We start from the raw sequence: 15,588 nt of genomic DNA on the forward strand, positions 1-15,588 counted from the left end.
TCCGGGACTCAGTAACGCGGGCGGTTGAACCACGCGGAGGCGGCGCCGTTCACCATCGAGGCGAGGATGATGCCGGCCATGGCGAGTGAGATGAGCCCGCCGAAGGTGACCGAGCCGCCCTGACCGCTGACCGTGTTGACGAGGCCGCCGAGGATCATCAGCCCCGCGTACACGATCGTGGTGATGCGGATGCCGCTGCCGCCGGTCCTGAACTTGACGCCCAGGAAGATGGAGAGGGCGCCCATCCCCACCATGAGCGCGGCGAGCAGGAAGCCGAGTCCGGCGAGCATGTCGGTGTCGTCACCGCTGCCGACGCCGTTCGACACGTCCTGTGCCGCGCCGAAGGCGATGCCGGCGATGACCCCGAACAGGATCTGGAAGCCGGACAGGATGAACAGCAGGACGCGCGAGGTCTTCATCAGACCCGGCATCTCCATGGGCAGCTGGTTGCCGCCCGGGTGGCCGGGGTAACCGGGGTACGCCTGCTGCTGCGGGTAGCCGTAGCCGGGCTGCTGCGGCGGGACGCCCTGCGGGTAGCCGTAGACGGGCTGGCCCTGGGGAGGCTGGGGCGGGTAACCGGGCTGCTGATAGCCGGGCTGCTGGCCCTGCGGCTGCCCGTAGGGGTTGTTCGGGTCGCCAAAACTCATGGCGTCTTTCCTCCGTTGTGGCGTCAAGTGCGGGGACGACGCGGCACATCGCGGAGGAAGGTTCTACAGATGCGGTTCGTCCCCCCGGTACTGTCCGCGGCACTGTGCCGCTCATCGTCCTCAAGGCGTCACTTCTTTGTCCAGCCGGATACCGAGTGTGTTGTGCAAGTGCAACCCCACCGGTCAGGGACGTCGGCCGCAGGGGGCCGGATTGGAACCCGGGCCCGGTCATCCGCGAGGATGGGCACATGACCGCCCAGATTCTCGATGGCAAGGCCACCGCAGCCGCGATCAAGTCCGATCTGACCGTCCGCGTGGCGGCCCTGAGGGAGAAGGGCATCACGCCCGGCCTCGGTACCGTCCTGGTGGGCGAGGACCCCGGCAGCCAGAAGTACGTCGCGGGCAAGCACCGCGACTGCGCGCAGGTGGGCATCGCTTCCATCCAGCGCGAACTGCCCGCGACCGCCACGCAGGAGGAGATCGAGGCGGTCGTCCGCGAGCTCAACGAGGACCCGGCCTGCACCGGCTACATCGTCCAGCTGCCGCTCCCCAAGGGCATCGACGAGAACCGCGTCCTGGAGCTGATGGACCCGGACAAGGACGCGGACGGCCTGCACCCGATGAACCTCGGGCGCCTCGTCCTGAACGAGCCGGCCCCGCTGCCCTGCACCCCCAACGGCGTCCTGACCCTGCTGCGCCAGTACGGTGTGGAGATCAAGGGCGCCGAGGTGGTGGTCGTCGGCCGTGGCGTGACCATCGGCCGCTCGATGCCGCTGCTGCTCACCCGCCGCTCCGAGAACGCGACCGTGACGCAGTGCCACACCGGCACGCGCGACCTGTCCGCCCACCTGAAGCGCGCCGACATCATCGTCGCCGCGGCCGGCTCCGCGCACCTGATCCGCCCCGAGGACGTCAAGCCGGGAGCCGCCGTCCTCGACGTCGGTGTCTCGCGCAGCGCCGAGGGCAAGATCGTGGGCGACGTCCACCCGGGCGTGGCCGAGGTCGCCGCGTGGATCTCCCCGAACCCCGGCGGGGTGGGCCCGATGACCCGCGCCCAGCTCCTCGTCAACGTGGTCGAGGCGGCGGAACGCAGTGCCGGCTGAGGACGGGCCGGGCACACCGGCCGAACGGGACGTACCGGAGCGCGGTACGAAGCCGCAGGGCGCTCAGGGCGCCGCGGGCGCTCAGAGTGTGGAGGGGGCGGAGCTGAACGGGACGCCCGTGCGGGCCCCGAAGCCGTCCGGCACCGAGCCGCGCGCCGAGGAGCGGTCCCAGGACGGCGGCGCACCCACTGCCGCCGCCTCGCCGGACGCCGAGCCCACCGCGCCCGCCGCCGCCCGCCAGGCACAGGACGGCGAACCGGCGGCCGACGCGGCACAGGACGGCGGACGTGAGGCCGAGGCCCTCGCGGCGCAGGACGGCGAACCCACCGCTGAGGACGCCGTCAGCGCGATCGGGCCCGATGGACGGGCCCGGCGCGTCACCCGGCGTTTTCCGCTCTTCACACGGGACACCGCGCGTCCCGAGGGAGGCGGCCGGGCGGCTGCCCGGGACGCCCCCGCGCCCGCCCGGCAGTGGCCGATCCTCACCGTCACGGCGACCGTCGGACTCGGTCTGCTGCTGACCGCGCTCGACGTCTTCCGGGTCGGCACCCTGCTGATCGGTGCCGCGCTGCTCGCGGGCGGCGCCATGCGCTGGATGCTGCCCGACGTCGGCATGCTCGCCGTCCGCTCCCGGTTCACGGACCTCGTCACGTACGGCGTCCTGGGTGTCACCATCGTGCTGCTCGCGATGATGGCGCAGCCCCAGCCGTGGCTGGTGATCCCGTTCCTGGACGACACCCTGCACTTCACGATCAGGACGTAGGACCGGCCTGGACCGACCCGGCCGAGAGCAGCGCCCGTCCACTCCCCCGAGCGAGGACGGGCGCCGCCTGACACCAAGGGTCATGGACGTGCCAACGGTGGTTCAACAGCTGTCAGTTCGCTGTGGCACGGAGGTGACAGTTCCGATACCTCGTACGCGCCCGTCCGCCACGTATCCGGCGGGAACCAATCCGCAGCTCGCCACCGTCACCCGGCACAGCGGGTGACGCGAGGAGGGCAGCGATGGGCGCCTGGCAGCCGCTGCCTGCGGATCTTCCGCCGGAGGTACGGCATTTCGTCGAGCAGCTGCGGCTGCTCAAGGACCGCACGGGGCTCAGCCTGGTCGCCCTGGGCGCGCGCACCGCGTACAGCAAGTCCTCCTGGCAGCGGTATCTCAACGCGAGCCAGCCCCCGCCCCGGCAGGCCGTCGTCGCCCTGTGCCGGGTCGCGGGGGTGGACGCCGAGCGGTTCGGCGTGCGCTGGGAGCTGGCGGTGCGGGTGTGGCCGCGTACGGCGGCTCCGGATCCGGTGCCGGCTCCCGCGTGGGCGCCCGCCGTCACGGGCGCGAGCGGGACGAAGGAACCGGAGAGGGACGCGGCGCCGGAGAGTGCGCCGGAGCACGCTCGGGGCAGCCCCGCCCGGACCTCCACACCGCGCCTGCTGCTCTACGCCCTGATGCTCGCTCTGCTCGTCCTCGCCCTGCTGCTGATCGCGGTGATCGGGGCCGGCACCCTGTCGTGATCACCTGTCGTGATCACCCTCTTGAGTGAGGCCCCGGTCCGTCGCGTGCGGGAGCTCAGCCGCTCCAGTTGTACGCCGCGACCCTCCACCGCCTGTCGATCTTGACGTAGTACTTCCCGTCCAGTCGCTTGAAGGTGACGTCGTACCGATACCCGCTGTATGTCACGTTTCCGTTGCGGTACGGGCCGTCCAGGGCGTCGTCGGCGAGGCCGAACGTCTCCCCGTCGACGATGCCGTCGACGTTCTCCAGCTCGTCGTCGTCCTGGCTCTCCTGCCACCACTTGGTGGCCGCCCTGGTCTTCCAGCCGAACGAGCCGTCGATGTCGTACTTGGTGAAGGTGTGCCGCCTGCCGTTGCCGTCCCGCCACTTGGCGCCGTCCGCGTACAGGATGGTCTGCCACAGCCGCGTCGCGTTGCTCTCCGCGTGCCTCCTGACGGAGAGAGTGCCCTCGTCGCCCCAGTCGTTGTACGCGGCACCGCGTCCGTCGACGACGTGCGGACCCGCGGCGGACGCGGTGAGCGGAGTGCTCATCCCGAAGGCGAGTCCCGCGGTGGCCGTCACGGTGACGGCGGAGAGCAGTCGGCGGTTCGGCCTGCCCCTGGTGTGCATGTGATCCCCCTGAAGACGCGAGTGACGCACGAGGTCGTACATGTGTTCCTGACGTGTCGATGTGTTGACAAGTTCGAGGATTTACGTCGATCACCCGCGACACCAGGGTTAACGTGTGCAATCGGGACGCTCCGGGACGTCCCGTGCGCTGGCCAGGGGATGCTGCCGACCGGGAGGGAAGTCGGTGGGACACTGGACCGCAGACCAGCGGGCGTGCAACGGTGCATGCCCACAGGCCCGACTGCTCCCGTGCGCCCCCACCCCGGGAACTGAGATCCTTACTGGGCGCATCCCTATGGGTAGCCAGAACGGGGACTCGGCAGAGGGCGTTACGCGCGGGGAAAGTCAGCACGTACGGGGGGAAGAGGGGGGTAGCAATGCCTCGTTGGAGGGCCTTGCCGGATGAACTCGATCCGCAGGTCAGGGAGTTCGCCAGTCAGCTGCGTCGGCTTGTCGACCGCAGCGGACTGAGCATCGCCGCTGTGGCCGACCGCACCGGTTACAGCAAGACGTCCTGGGAGCGGTATCTGAACGGCCGGCTGCTCGCGCCGAAGGGCGCGATCGTGGCACTGGCCGAGGTGACCGGGACAAATCCCGTCCATCTGACAACGATGTGGGAGCTGGCCGAGCGGGCATGGAGCCGCTCGGAGATGCGCCACGACATGACCATGCAGGCGATCCAGATCTCCCAGGCGCGTGCCGCGCTCGGGGAGTTCGGGCCGACACCTGCCAAGGGGGGACGGAACGGGAAGCAGGCGGGTGCGGGGGGCAGTGCGAAGGCGGCTCCCAAGCCCGGCGTCGCGGGGCCGGCCGGGGTGGCACCCACGGTGCCGCCGCAGAGTCCGGCGCCGGGGGAGGAGCGCAGGCCGTACGGGAGCGGTACACCGGGCGGTGCCTCGTCCGGGGCGGGTGCCGGGGCCGGTAACGGCTCTGGCGCCGGTCCTGGCGCCGGCCGCGGCGCGGGTTCGCGCGCCGGAGGCGGTGGGGGATGGGGCGCTGTCGCCACGCCCTCGGGGCCGTCCGCGGCGTCCGGCGGCTCCGGGTTGTCCGGGGTGTCCGGGGCTGCGGGTGTCGGTCCCGGCACCGGTGCGGGTGCGGGTGCGTCCGGATATTCGGGGGCGTCAGGCTCGGGCGGCTCTTCGGGCTCCGGCCCGGCGGGTTCGTTCGGACCGTCCGGTCTGTCCGGCTCGGCCGGGGGTCCGCCCCAGGACGCGCGGCCGCCGCAGCACGGCGGTTCGCCCGACGGGCAGCTGCGGAAGCGGCGGTTCACGATGTTCCTCGCCGGTGTGGTGGGCGCGCTCGTGGTGATAGCCGCGGCCGTGTTCCTCACCAGCTCCGGCGGCGACTCGCAGGCCGAGACGCCGCCCAAGACGCCGGCGACCTCGGCCGACGCGAACACCGACCTGCCGGAGGGCGTGGAGTGCGCCGGTGCGGACTGCGTCGGCAAGGACGCGGAGACCATGGGCTGCAGCGGCGACCTGGCGAACACCGCGACCAGCGTCACCGTCGGCACGACCCTCGTCGAGGTCCGCTACAGCAAGACCTGCGGCGCCGCCTGGGCCCGCATCACGCAGGCCGCGCAGGGTGACGAGGTCGAGGTGAGCGTGGGCGGCGGCAAGGCCAAGCAGACCGGTTCGGTCTCGACGGCCGGCGACACCACCGCGTACACCCCCATGGTGGCCGTGAAGGACGCCGGCGAAGCCACTGCCTGCGCCACGCTGAAGTCGGGGCAGGAGGGCTGCACGCAGTAGCCACCGCTGATACGGATTGGCTGCCCGCGCCAGCCTGGGCACCCGATCCGTACGGACGCCCGAGCCGACTGAGCCGGGCGCCCGACCCCGCGTGAAACGGGCGCCCGGCTCCATTCGAGCCGGGCGCCCGGTCTTGTCTCCGGGGGTACCCGGTCCTGTGCCGGGCGGGTTCCTGGTCCTGCCTCCGGCGGGGACAGGGTTCGGGGCTGATGGACTTCCGGTCTCGTGCCGGGCAGGCGTCCGGTCTTGGGCCGGGCGGGGACCGGGTCTTGGGTCGGGCGGGGACTCGGCCCGGGCCGGGGGGCGTCCGGTCGTGTGTCGGGCGGGGACTCGGCTCCGGGCCGGGCGGGGACCGGGTCTTGGGCCGGGCGGGGACTCGGCCCGGGCCGGGGGGCGTCCGGTCCTGTGTCGGGCGGGGACCCGGTCGCGGGCCCGGCGGGCGCCAGTCCGGCTCTGGTGGGCGTCAGCCTTGACTCCGGCGGGCACCGGCCATGGCCCGGCGGGTGTCGGGGGTTTTCATGGCGGGTGCCCGGCGTCTTCGGCCCGCTCGCCCCGCCGGCCAGGCGCTCCGCACCGTCCGGACCGGGTCCCGGGACCGCTCGGGCAACTAATCGCCGTACAGGGGGAATGCCTTTCGCGCTCCGGGGCAGGCGGAAAGTACCCCCACGGGAGTCCGGCGCCGTCCGGGAGGAGTCACACCCCCTCCCGGCCCCCGGCACCCCCACCCGGCGGCCGCCGTCCCCCTCTCCCGGACCGGCGGCCGCCACCCCGTGGCACGGGAAGAGCCCTGCGGAGCGAGGTACCCGGGTCTGTGGGGTGGGCCACATCGGACCCGGCCGTCCGGGATCCCGGATGCGCGATAGCCTGACCGCTGGATCTCTCTTGACGCCGAGAGATCGATCATCGGTACCGGTGATCGATCATCGTCGCGGCAACGGAAATCCCGTACCCCGGGGCAGGGACGCCCCACCGTCAGCTGTCATACGGAGAACGCCATGACCCGCACTCCCGTGAACGTCACCGTCACCGGCGCGGCCGGCCAGATCGGTTACGCCCTGCTCTTCCGCATCGCCTCCGGCCAGCTGCTCGGCGCGGACGTGCCGGTCAAACTGCGCCTCCTGGAGATCACGCCGGCGCTGAAGGCCGCCGAGGGCACCGCCATGGAGCTCGACGACTGCGCCTTCCCGCTCCTGGCCGGGATCGACATCACCGACGACCCGAACGTCGCCTTCGCCGGCACGAACGTCGGTCTGCTCGTCGGCGCCCGCCCCCGCACCAAGGGCATGGAGCGCGGTGACCTCCTGGAGGCCAACGGCGGCATCTTCAAGCCCCAGGGCAAGGCGATCAACGACAACGCCGCGGACGACGTCAAGATCCTCGTCGTCGGCAACCCGGCCAACACGAACGCCCTGATCGCCCAGGCCGCCGCCCCGGACGTACCGGCCGAGCGCTTCACCGCGATGACCCGCCTCGACCACAACCGCGCGCTGACGCAGCTCGCGAAGAAGACCGGCTCGACGGTCGCGGACATCAAGCGCCTCACCATCTGGGGCAACCACTCCGCCACCCAGTACCCCGACATCTTCCACGCCACGGTCGGCGGCAAGAACGCCGCCGAGACCGTGAACGACGAGAAGTGGCTGGCCGAGGAGTTCATCCCGACCGTCGCCAAGCGCGGCGCGGCGATCATCGAGGCCCGCGGCGCCTCCTCGGCCGCCTCGGCCGCGAACGCCGCCATCGACCACGTGTACACCTGGGTCAACGGCACGGCGGACGGCAACTGGACCTCCATGGGCATCCCGTCGGACGGTTCGTACGGCGTCCCGGAGGGCCTCATCTCCTCCTTCCCCGTCACCACGAAGGACGGCTCGTACGAGATCGTCCAGGGCCTCGACATCAACGAGTTCTCCCGCGCCCGCATCGACGCGTCGGTGAAGGAGCTGGAGGAGGAGCGCGAGGCGGTCCGCGGTCTCGGCCTGATCTAGCGCGGCCCCCAGCTCGACCGGGCCGGTCTGTCACGACCTGGCACGGACGACCTCGCACGGGACGACTTCACACGGGTTCCGCTCCGGTAACCGACCGGAGCGGAGCCCGTGTCTCTTTTGCCCCTACGGGTTTGCCGCTGCCGGTTTGCCCCTACCGGGTCGGCGGCCCGGTCACCCCCGACGTGTCAGCCGCTTCTCGAACCAGTGATCGGCGTAGACGTGATCCACGTACGCCGGGATCTCCGTGTACCCGCACGCCCGGTACATCGCCTGTGCCTCCGTGAGCGCCGCGTGCGTGTCGAGTCGTACGACCTCGAAACCGCGTGCGGCGGCCTCCCCCTCCAGCGCCGCGAGCAGCCGTCGGGCGAGTCCGAGGCGCCGGGCGTCCGGGTGCACCCACACATGCCGGATCTCGCCGACGCGGGGCTCCAGCCGGCGCAGCGCACCACAGCCCACCGGGCGGCTCTCCTCGTACGCGACGAAGAACGCGCCGGCGTCCCCGGACACCTCTTCGGGCCGTACGAGATCGGACGCGTCGAAGCCTTCCGGGAACCGTGCGTCGATATCGGCGGCGTACGCGTCCAGACAGGCCCGGGCGTCGGCGGAGGCGCCGGGGACGTGCTCGACGGTGATGCCGGCCAGCCGCAGCAGCCGCTCGGTGACGGCCAGGGCCTCCGTCAGCTGTGTGCGCTGGTCCGCGCTCAGGCTGCCGAGTAGACCGGCGGCGAGCGCGTTGGCCCGCCGCCGCTGTTCCTTCACCTCGACGCGGCCCGCCGGGGTCGGCTCGATCATGCGCAGCCGGTTGTCGTCCGGATGCACGCTCACCCGGACCATCCCCTGGGCCTCCAGCGTCTTCGCCATCCGGCTCAGATATCCGGCGTCGAGCCCGAGCCGGTTCCTGAGCTCGCGCAGCGGTACTCCGTCCCCGATGCCTGTGATGTCTGTGAGGTTCCCGATCTCGAACAGCAGACGTGCCTCGCCGAGCGGGCGGCCCTGGCCGAGGTAGTGGTCGTCGAGCGCCCCGATGCGGCGCGTGAAGTAGCGGTTGAAGCGGCGGAAGGCCGCCACGTGTTCCGTCGACACCGGCTCCATTCTTTGACTTTAGTCAAAGAACGAGGAGTCGGGAAGAGAACGAGGAGTCGGGAAGAGCGGGAAGACGTGAAGGGCTCGTGCGAGTCCCGGGTCGCGTGGTCCTCTCCTTGGTATTCCGGTTCCGCCGGTCCCACCCGCCCCTCTATGCTGATGGTTTGTCAAAAGTGCTGTGAACAAGGGTTTTTCCACGCATCGGGGGATCGGCGTGAGCACCGCATACGTGCCTCAGCAACCGCGGCAGACACCCGTCGGCGCACCACCGGCGGCCGCACCACCGCCCACTCCGCCGACTCCACCGCACGCCAGCGAGGCGACCCGGCTGCTGTGCGCGGGCACCTATCTGGACTCCGGTTACCGGGACCGGGTCATCGAACAGCTGCACCTCAACGAGCAGCGGATCGTGGCACCCTCGCTCGGCCTCGACGCGGCCCGCGTCCTCGCGCACGCCCTGCGGGCCCGGCGCCAGGAGCTGCTGTGGGCCGGAGCCGTCATCGGACTGTGGGTGGTGGGGCTGCCGCTGACCGGCGGCATGCTGGCCGGTTTCCTGATCCCCAGCCTGCTGCTCGCCCTCGCCGGCTGGATCCGGGGCCGGGACGCGGACGCGCCGGTGTACCGGCGGCTGCCCGCCTTCCTGCTCCGCTGGTGGGGCCGTATCACCTTCGCGATGTTCCTGGTCGTGACGCTCGTCGCGGCGTTCGGCGGCGGCTCGGACGACAGCTCGTCCGGCTCGTCCGGCTACGGCTCGTACGGCTATGACGACTCGTACGGCTACGGCGACAGCTCCGGCCCGTCCGACCTGCTGTTCCCGGACCCGGACGGGATCAGCGGCCTCGTCGAGCCCTGGCAGGCCTGGCTCACGCTCGGTGTGTTCGCGCTGATCGCGCTGTGCGTGGCCGCCCAACGGGCCCAGTTCGCCCGGACGATGGCCGGTGAACTGTCCCCGCAGCGCTTCCCGGACGCCGCCGCCGACCCCGCCGAGCAGGACGAGGGCCAGCGCTTCCAGCGGCTCAAGGGGCGCATCCGGCTGGAACAGCACGCGCCGCTGGTCATGTATCACGAGAGCCGTCCGTTCTGCGGCGCGGGCGAGGCCTACGAGACCTGGGTCCTCGCCGTCGAACTGCGCCCCGACGGCATGAAGAAGGAACAGCGGCCGCTCAGCAACCGCACGGTCCTGGAGACGGTCCGGCCGCTGCTCGAACAGCTGCGGCTGCCCGCCGAGTTCGCCGGTCACACCGTGCGCGACCGGCTGCGCTGGCTGGAGATCGACGAGTGCGTGTTCCTGCCCGCCGAGGGGCTGCGGCGGCGCGAGGAGGCGCCGTACACCCCGCACGCCTTCGAGGAGCACCGGGCGCGCGCGGTCGAGGAGGGCGCCGAGAAGCGCCGGCACTTCCTGCGCATCCGCGTCGGCGGCTGGGAGGAGGAGCTGGTCGTCACGGTCTTCGTACGCGTCCACACCCAGGGCCGCATGCTCATGCTGGAGATCGCCCCGCATGTGCTGCTGCCGGTGCGCGAGGACTTCAAGGACGCCGACCGCACGGCCCACACCTTCCGCAACAACAACGCGGTCGGCAAGGCGGCCTGGGCCGTCGCCCGGGTGCCCGGCTCCGCGGCCCGCTCCCTGGTCGCCCTCGGCAAGGGTCTCTGGTACGCGTGGCGGCTGCTGACCGGCGGACACTCGGGCGCCCTGCCCGACGGCCCCGCCCTGTCGGTACGGGAACTGGCCGCGATGCGGGCCGGTTCGCTCTTCCAGGAGATGGACGTCTCCCGCTACCTCAAGAGCGTGCAGGACCGCGTCGCGCACGGTGTGAAGACCGCGCTGGCCGAATCCGGTTACCAGACCGGCGAGTTCGCGCAGAAGATCGTGAACATCAGCGGCGGCGGCGTGAACATCGAGGGCGGCGTCGAGGGCAGCACCTTCGCCGTCGGCAGCCACGCCTCCGCGTCCTCCACCACGAATGCCCCGACCACCACGTCCACCACGACCGGCGGCGCCGCGCCGCAGAAGGGATCCGGCACCGATGGCAACGGATGAGCCGAACTTCAGCATCAACGGAGGCGTCTCGCACAGCACCTTCGCGGTCGGCAGTCACGCGCACGCCGAGAGCCACCACGGTACGGCCGGACAGCGCGACCAGGCCGCCGAGGAACTGCTGAAGGCGGTACGCGAACTGCGCGCCGACCTGACCCGGGTGCGCGCCGACGAACGGACGGCCGAGCTGGACGCCGCGCTCGCCGACACGGAGGACGAGATCACCCGCACCGGGCAGGCCGGTCCGACGCGCATGGAGCGGCTGCGGCAGCTGCTCGCGGACTCCCAGGCCCTGGTCGGCCTGCTCGCGTCGGCCGGAGCCGTGGCCGGTCTGGTGGGGATATGAGCGGGGAGACGAGAGGGACACCATGAGCGGGGGAGCGCGGTACTGGAACGAGGAGACCCAGCGCTGGGAGGACGACGACGGCACACGGAACGCGTCCGCCCCGCTCACTCCACCGCCACCGGTCCGCCCGGACTTCGCGCCGACGTGGAGCCCGGGCTCCGGGGAGGGGATGGCGGGCACCGACGCGTCGAGCACTGACCCGTCGAGCACTGACCCGCCGGGCACCGACCCGTCGAGCGCGGGTCCGCCGACGCGGCCCGAGGGAGGCGCAAGCGACCTTTCCTCGCACCCCTCGCACCCCCCGCACTCCTCGCCGCCCTCGGCCCCGTGGCCCCCGTCGGCGCCGTGGCCGAGCGGCGACGGCACCGGTGTCTCCTGGCCGCCCGCGGACCAGCTCACGTCGCCGGTCCCGGCGCGCGGGACGAGCCGGCGGCTCGTGTGGTCCGTGCTGGCCGGGGCTGCCGCCGTCGGGGTCGCCGTCAGCCTGGTGCTGACCCTGGTGGTCGACTCCGGGGACGACAAGGACGACCCGTCGGCCGCGGGAAGCCCGTCCCCGACGGCCGGGGCCTCGCAGGAGGGCGACCCGTACGCGTCGCCGTCGCCGTCGCTCACCGAGGAGACGGCGTCGCCCTCCGCCCCGGCCCCCGAACTCCCCGCCGGCTACGAGGCGTACGAGGACACCGAGGGCTTCCGGATAGGCAGGCCCGAGGGGTGGAAGCGCAGCTCGGCGGAGTCCCAGTACGGCATGGACGTGGTCAGCTACCGCAGCCCCGACGGCCGGCACCGGCTGCAGGTGTACCAGGTGCAGGAGGAGTCGCCGGACGCCTCGTTCGAGCTGTACCTGTCCGACGAGACCTCCAAGCCGGCCGGCTTCCGGCAGCTCGAACTGCGGGATCTGGACGACGGCGACTTCACGGGCTCACGGCTGGAGTACCTGGCCGACAGCCTCAAGGGCGAACCCGACGTCGGCACGTGGCACGTCTACGACGAGCGTTTCATTGCCTCCGACGGCAACATCTTCGCCATCGCCGCCTACGGCCCCGACGCGGACGGCCGCGACGACGAACTGACCCTGCTCACCACGGCGTTGGAGTGGTTCTGCCCGCCGCTGGGGTCCTGCGCACAGCCGACGCCGTAACGACCGCGGCGACGGCCCACGGGTTCGGCGCGGCCCGCGATCCCTGAGCGGTCCGTGGACGCGCGTCACTCTCGGCGCACGTTTCACGCCTTCTGGATGTGTTTCGGCGTATTTTTCAGTGACACCGCGCACTTTCCGTCACGGGTTGTGCATGCATCCCGGGTCGAGGGGCAGGTGCTCACGGCCCCGAGAGTGACACGCGTGTGACACAGGGGCACGGAACAGGAACGGAAGGCAACACCGATCATGCCGGGACAGCAGGCGCAGCAGACCATTCACGTGGGCGGAGAGTGGCGTACGGCCGTCTCCGGGGCCACGCGCGACATTCTCGACCCCGCGGACGCCAAGCCGTTCGCCGTGGTCGCGGAAGGTGGCGTGCCGGACACGGACGCCGCCATCGAGGCCGCCCGGCGCGCCTTCGACCACGGAGAGTGGCCCCGGACACCCGTCCCCGAGCGCGCCGCCCTCCTGCGCCGCGTCGCCGACCTCCTCGTACGCGACCGTGAGCGGCTCGGGCTCCTGGAGAGCCGGGACGCGGGCAAGACACTGGAGGAGGGGCGCGTCGACATCGACTGTGTCGCCGACGCCTTCCGCTACTTCGCCGATCTCGTCGTCGGAGAGGGCGGCGGACGGGTCGTGGACGCCGGGGACGACAACATCCACAGCGTCGTCGTGCACGAACCCGTCGGCGTCTGCGCGATGATCACGCCCTGGAACTACCCACTGCTGCAGGCCAGTTGGAAGGTAGCGCCCGCCCTCGCCGCCGGGAACACCTTCGTCGTCAAGCCCAGCGAGATCACTCCGCTCAGCACCGTCGCCCTCGTCGAGCTGCTCGTCGAGGCAGGGCTGCCGGACGGTGTCGCCAACATCGTCACCGGGCCCGGCCACAGCGTCGGCGCCCGGCTCGCCGAGCACCCGGACGTCGACCTGGTGTCCTTCACCGGCGGGCTCCTCAGCGGTACGAAGGTCGCGCAGGCCGCCGCCGTCACCGTGAAGAAGGTCGCCCTCGAACTCGGCGGCAAGAACCCCAACGTCGTCTTCGCCGACGCCTGCGCCACGGAAGAGGGCTTCGACACCGCCGTCGACCAGGCCCTCAACGCCGCGTTCATCCACAGCGGCCAGGTCTGCTCGGCCGGCTCCAGGCTCATCGTCGAGGAGTCCGTGCGCGAACGCTTCGTCGCCGAACTGTCCCGGCGGGCCGCGAAGATCCGGCTCGGCCGCGGCACCGAGGACGGCGTCGAGTGCGGACCGCTCGTCTCCGAGCAGCAGCGCGAGAAGACCGAGTCGTACGTCGCCTCCGCGCTGGCCGAGGGCGCGGTGCTGCGGGCCGGCGGCGGGCGCCCCGAGCCGTCCGACAGCAGGCCCGCCACCGGGTACTTCTACGAGCCGACCGTCCTCGACCGCTGCCACCGCGAGATGCGGGTCGTACGGGAAGAGGTCTTCGGTCCCGTCCTGACCGTGGAGACGTTCCGCACGGAGGACGAGGCCGTCGCGCTCGCCAACGACACGGAGTACGGGCTCGCCGGCGGCGTCTGGACCGCCGACGCGGGGCGTGCCCGGCGCGTCGCAGGCCGGCTGCGGCACGGCACCGTCTGGATCAACGACTTCCACCCCTACCTCCCGCAGGCGGAATGGGGCGGCTTCGGCAAGAGCGGAGTCGGACGGGAGCTCGGTCCCGCGGGCCTCGCCGAGTACCGCGAGACCAAGCACGTCTACCAGAACCTCGCCCCGAAGCCGGTCCGGTGGTTCGCGGGCTGACCGCCAGGCCCGGAGCCGGTACCTCCCCCACCGCACAAGGCACCCGGAGCCAGTCCCCCCACCGCACAAGGCACTTGGAGTACCCCGCCATGTCCCAGCATGAGAAAACGTACGACTACGTCGTCATCGGCGGCGGCACCGCCGGATCCGTCATCGCCTCCAGACTCACCGAGAACCCGGACGTCAGCGTCGCCGTCATCGAGGGCGGCCCCAGTGACGTCGACCGCGAGGACGTGCTGACCCTGCGCCGCTGGATGGGTCTGCTCGGCGGCGAGCTGGACTACGACTACCCGACGACCGAGCAGCCGCGCGGCAACTCGCACATCCGGCACAGCCGCGCCCGCGTGCTGGGCGGCTGCTCCTCGCACAACACGCTCATCGCGTTCAAGCCGCAGCCGTCCGACTGGGACGAGTGGGAGGCGGCGGGGGCCAAGGGCTGGGGCTCGGTGCCGATGGAGGCGTACTTCCCGCGGCTGCGCAACAACATCGTGGCCGTCGACGAGAAGGACCGGAACGCGATCGCCCGCGACTTCGTGGACGCGGCACAGGCGGCACTCGGTGTGCCGCGTGTGGAGGGGTTCAACAAGAAGCCGTTCACCGAGGGCGTCGGCTTCTTCGACCTCGCGTACCACCCGGAGAACAACAAGCGGTCGAGCGCGTCGGTCGCCTACCTGCACCCCTTCCTCGACCGGCCGAACCTGACGCTCCTGCTGGAGACCTGGGCGTACCGGCTGGAGCTGGACGGAACACGGGCGCGCGGCGTGCACGTCCGCACCAAGGACGGCGAGGAGATCCTCGTACGGGCCGAGAACGAAGTGCTGCTCTGCGCCGGCGCCGTCGACTCGCCCCGGCTGCTCCTCCACTCCGGCATCGGGCCGCGCAAGGACCTGGAGGAGCTCGGCATTCCCGTCGTCCACGATCTGCCGGGCGTCGGCGAGAACCTGCTCGACCACCCCGAGTCGGTCATCGTCTGGGAGACGAACGGGCCGATCCCCGAGAACTCCGCGATGGACTCCGACGCCGGCCTGTTCGTGCGCCGGGACCCGGACTCCAAGGGCCCTGACCTGATGTTCCACTTCTACCAGATCCCCTTCACGGACAACCCGGAGCGCCTCGGCTACCAACGCCCCGCGCACGGCGTCTCGATGACCCCGAACATCCCCAAGCCGCGCAGTCGCGGCCGCCTGTACCTGACGAGCGCGGACCCGTCCGTCAAACCCGCCCTCGACTTCCGCTACTTCACGGACGAGGAGGACTACGACGGCCGCACCCTCGTCGACGGAATCCGCATCGCCCGCGAGATCGCCGGGGCCGAGCCGCTGGCGGGCTGGCTGAAGCGCGAGGTCTGCCCCGGGCCTGAGGTCACGGGGGACGAGGAGCTCAGCGAGTACGCGCGGAAGGTCGCGCACACGGTCTACCACCCGGCGGGTACCTGCCGCATGGGCGCGGCGGACGACCAACTTGCCGTCGTCGACCCGGAGTTGAGAATCCGTGGCCTCGACGGCATCCGGATCGCCGACGCGTCCGTCTTCCCGACGATGCCGGCCGTGAACCCGATGATCGGAGTGCTCATGGTCGGCGAGAAATGCGTGGACCTGGTGGGGAGTGGCGCCTGATGAGTACGTC

Annotated in this window: 13 protein-coding genes; 10 read left to right on the forward strand and 3 right to left on the reverse strand. The window is 71.6% G+C overall.

The features are described 5' to 3' along the window. Window positions 1–8: 8 nt before the first annotated feature. Window positions 9–647, reverse strand: coding sequence for a hypothetical protein (locus AB0I18_RS00165; RefSeq protein ID WP_363103047.1), 639 nt, complete (start codon window positions 645–647; stop codon window positions 9–11). A 248-nt stretch (window positions 648–895) separates the two neighbouring features. Here AB0I18_RS00165 and AB0I18_RS00170 point away from each other — a divergent pair, with 248 nt between their 5' ends. The 3 genes from AB0I18_RS00170 (at window position 896) to AB0I18_RS00180 (ending at window position 3,253) form a co-directional block, all read left to right on the forward strand. Continuing rightward, complete coding sequence (locus tag AB0I18_RS00170; protein ID WP_363103048.1) at window positions 896–1,750, forward strand: bifunctional methylenetetrahydrofolate dehydrogenase/methenyltetrahydrofolate cyclohydrolase; 855 nt, start codon at window positions 896–898, stop codon at window positions 1,748–1,750. 118 nt (window positions 1,751–1,868) lie between these two features. Further along, window positions 1,869–2,513 (forward strand): DUF3017 domain-containing protein, encoded by a 645-nt coding sequence (locus tag AB0I18_RS00175; protein WP_363103190.1) that lies wholly within the window; start codon window positions 1,869–1,871, stop codon window positions 2,511–2,513. Between the two features lie 242 nt (window positions 2,514–2,755). Next, window positions 2,756–3,253, forward strand: coding sequence for a helix-turn-helix transcriptional regulator (locus AB0I18_RS00180; RefSeq protein WP_363103049.1), 498 nt, complete (start codon window positions 2,756–2,758; stop codon window positions 3,251–3,253). Between the two features lie 55 nt (window positions 3,254–3,308). On the opposite strand, the gene AB0I18_RS00185 is transcribed toward AB0I18_RS00180, so the two are convergent. Next, complete coding sequence (locus AB0I18_RS00185) at window positions 3,309–3,863, reverse strand: peptidoglycan-binding domain-containing protein (RefSeq protein WP_363103050.1); 555 nt, start codon at window positions 3,861–3,863, stop codon at window positions 3,309–3,311. A gap of 395 nt (window positions 3,864–4,258) precedes the next feature. On the opposite strand from AB0I18_RS00185, the gene AB0I18_RS00190 reads away from it, so the two are divergent. Together AB0I18_RS00190 and AB0I18_RS00195 are read left to right on the forward strand one after the other, a co-directional pair. After that, on the forward strand, window positions 4,259–5,614 hold the full coding sequence (locus AB0I18_RS00190; RefSeq protein WP_363103051.1) for an XRE family transcriptional regulator: 1,356 nt from the start codon (window positions 4,259–4,261) through the stop codon (window positions 5,612–5,614). 995 nt (window positions 5,615–6,609) lie between these two features. Continuing rightward, entirely contained in the window at window positions 6,610–7,599 is a 990-nt protein-coding gene (locus AB0I18_RS00195; RefSeq protein ID WP_363103052.1) for a malate dehydrogenase, read from the forward strand. Window positions 7,600–7,770: 171 nt separating this feature from the next. On the opposite strand, the gene AB0I18_RS00200 is transcribed toward AB0I18_RS00195, so the two are convergent. Continuing rightward, window positions 7,771–8,691 (reverse strand): bifunctional helix-turn-helix transcriptional regulator/GNAT family N-acetyltransferase, encoded by a 921-nt coding sequence (locus AB0I18_RS00200; RefSeq protein ID WP_363103053.1) that lies wholly within the window; start codon window positions 8,689–8,691, stop codon window positions 7,771–7,773. Window positions 8,692–8,896: 205 nt separating this feature from the next. On the opposite strand from AB0I18_RS00200, the gene AB0I18_RS00205 reads away from it, so the two are divergent. From AB0I18_RS00205 to AB0I18_RS00225, 5 genes are all read left to right on the forward strand, one after another. After that, a complete protein-coding gene (locus AB0I18_RS00205) occupies window positions 8,897–10,723 on the forward strand; it encodes a hypothetical protein (RefSeq protein WP_363103054.1) in 1,827 nt (608 codons plus the stop codon). Next, the gene (locus AB0I18_RS00210; RefSeq protein WP_363103055.1) at window positions 10,710–11,066 is read left to right on the forward strand and encodes a hypothetical protein; all 357 of its coding nucleotides are present in this window, start codon (window positions 10,710–10,712) and stop codon (window positions 11,064–11,066) included. The genes AB0I18_RS00205 and AB0I18_RS00210 overlap by 14 nt, the downstream gene beginning before the upstream one ends. 22 nt (window positions 11,067–11,088) lie before the next feature. Then, window positions 11,089–12,204: a hypothetical protein gene (locus AB0I18_RS00215; protein ID WP_363103056.1), complete on the forward strand. Its 1,116-nt coding sequence runs from the start codon at window positions 11,089–11,091 to the stop codon at window positions 12,202–12,204. 246 nt (window positions 12,205–12,450) lie between these two features. Further along, on the forward strand, window positions 12,451–13,962 hold the full coding sequence (locus AB0I18_RS00220; RefSeq protein ID WP_363103057.1) for an aldehyde dehydrogenase family protein: 1,512 nt from the start codon (window positions 12,451–12,453) through the stop codon (window positions 13,960–13,962). Between the two features lie 89 nt (window positions 13,963–14,051). Beyond that, complete coding sequence (locus AB0I18_RS00225; protein ID WP_363103058.1) at window positions 14,052–15,578, forward strand: GMC oxidoreductase; 1,527 nt, start codon at window positions 14,052–14,054, stop codon at window positions 15,576–15,578. Window positions 15,579–15,588: the final 10 nt, after the last annotated feature.

The organism is Streptomyces sp. NPDC050704, from assembly GCF_040654355.1.
Taxonomy (GTDB): Bacteria; Actinomycetota; Actinomycetes; order Streptomycetales; family Streptomycetaceae; genus Streptomyces.

Coding starts and splice junctions, on each gene's coding strand:
- AB0I18_RS00165 (WP_363103047.1), bottom strand. CDS start 647: ATGAGTTTTGGCGACCCGAACAACCCCTACGGGCAGCCGCAGGGCCAG.
- AB0I18_RS00170 (WP_363103048.1), top strand. CDS start 896: ATGACCGCCCAGATTCTCGATGGCAAGGCCACCGCAGCCGCGATCAAG.
- AB0I18_RS00180 (WP_363103049.1), top strand. CDS start 2,756: ATGGGCGCCTGGCAGCCGCTGCCTGCGGATCTTCCGCCGGAGGTACGG.
- AB0I18_RS00185 (WP_363103050.1), bottom strand. CDS start 3,863: ATGCACACCAGGGGCAGGCCGAACCGCCGACTGCTCTCCGCCGTCACC.
- AB0I18_RS00195 (WP_363103052.1), top strand. CDS start 6,610: ATGACCCGCACTCCCGTGAACGTCACCGTCACCGGCGCGGCCGGCCAG.
- AB0I18_RS00200 (WP_363103053.1), bottom strand. CDS start 8,691: ATGGAGCCGGTGTCGACGGAACACGTGGCGGCCTTCCGCCGCTTCAAC.
- AB0I18_RS00210 (WP_363103055.1), top strand. CDS start 10,710: ATGGCAACGGATGAGCCGAACTTCAGCATCAACGGAGGCGTCTCGCAC.
- AB0I18_RS00215 (WP_363103056.1), top strand. CDS start 11,089: ATGAGCGGGGGAGCGCGGTACTGGAACGAGGAGACCCAGCGCTGGGAG.
- AB0I18_RS00220 (WP_363103057.1), top strand. CDS start 12,451: ATGCCGGGACAGCAGGCGCAGCAGACCATTCACGTGGGCGGAGAGTGG.
- AB0I18_RS00225 (WP_363103058.1), top strand. CDS start 14,052: ATGTCCCAGCATGAGAAAACGTACGACTACGTCGTCATCGGCGGCGGC.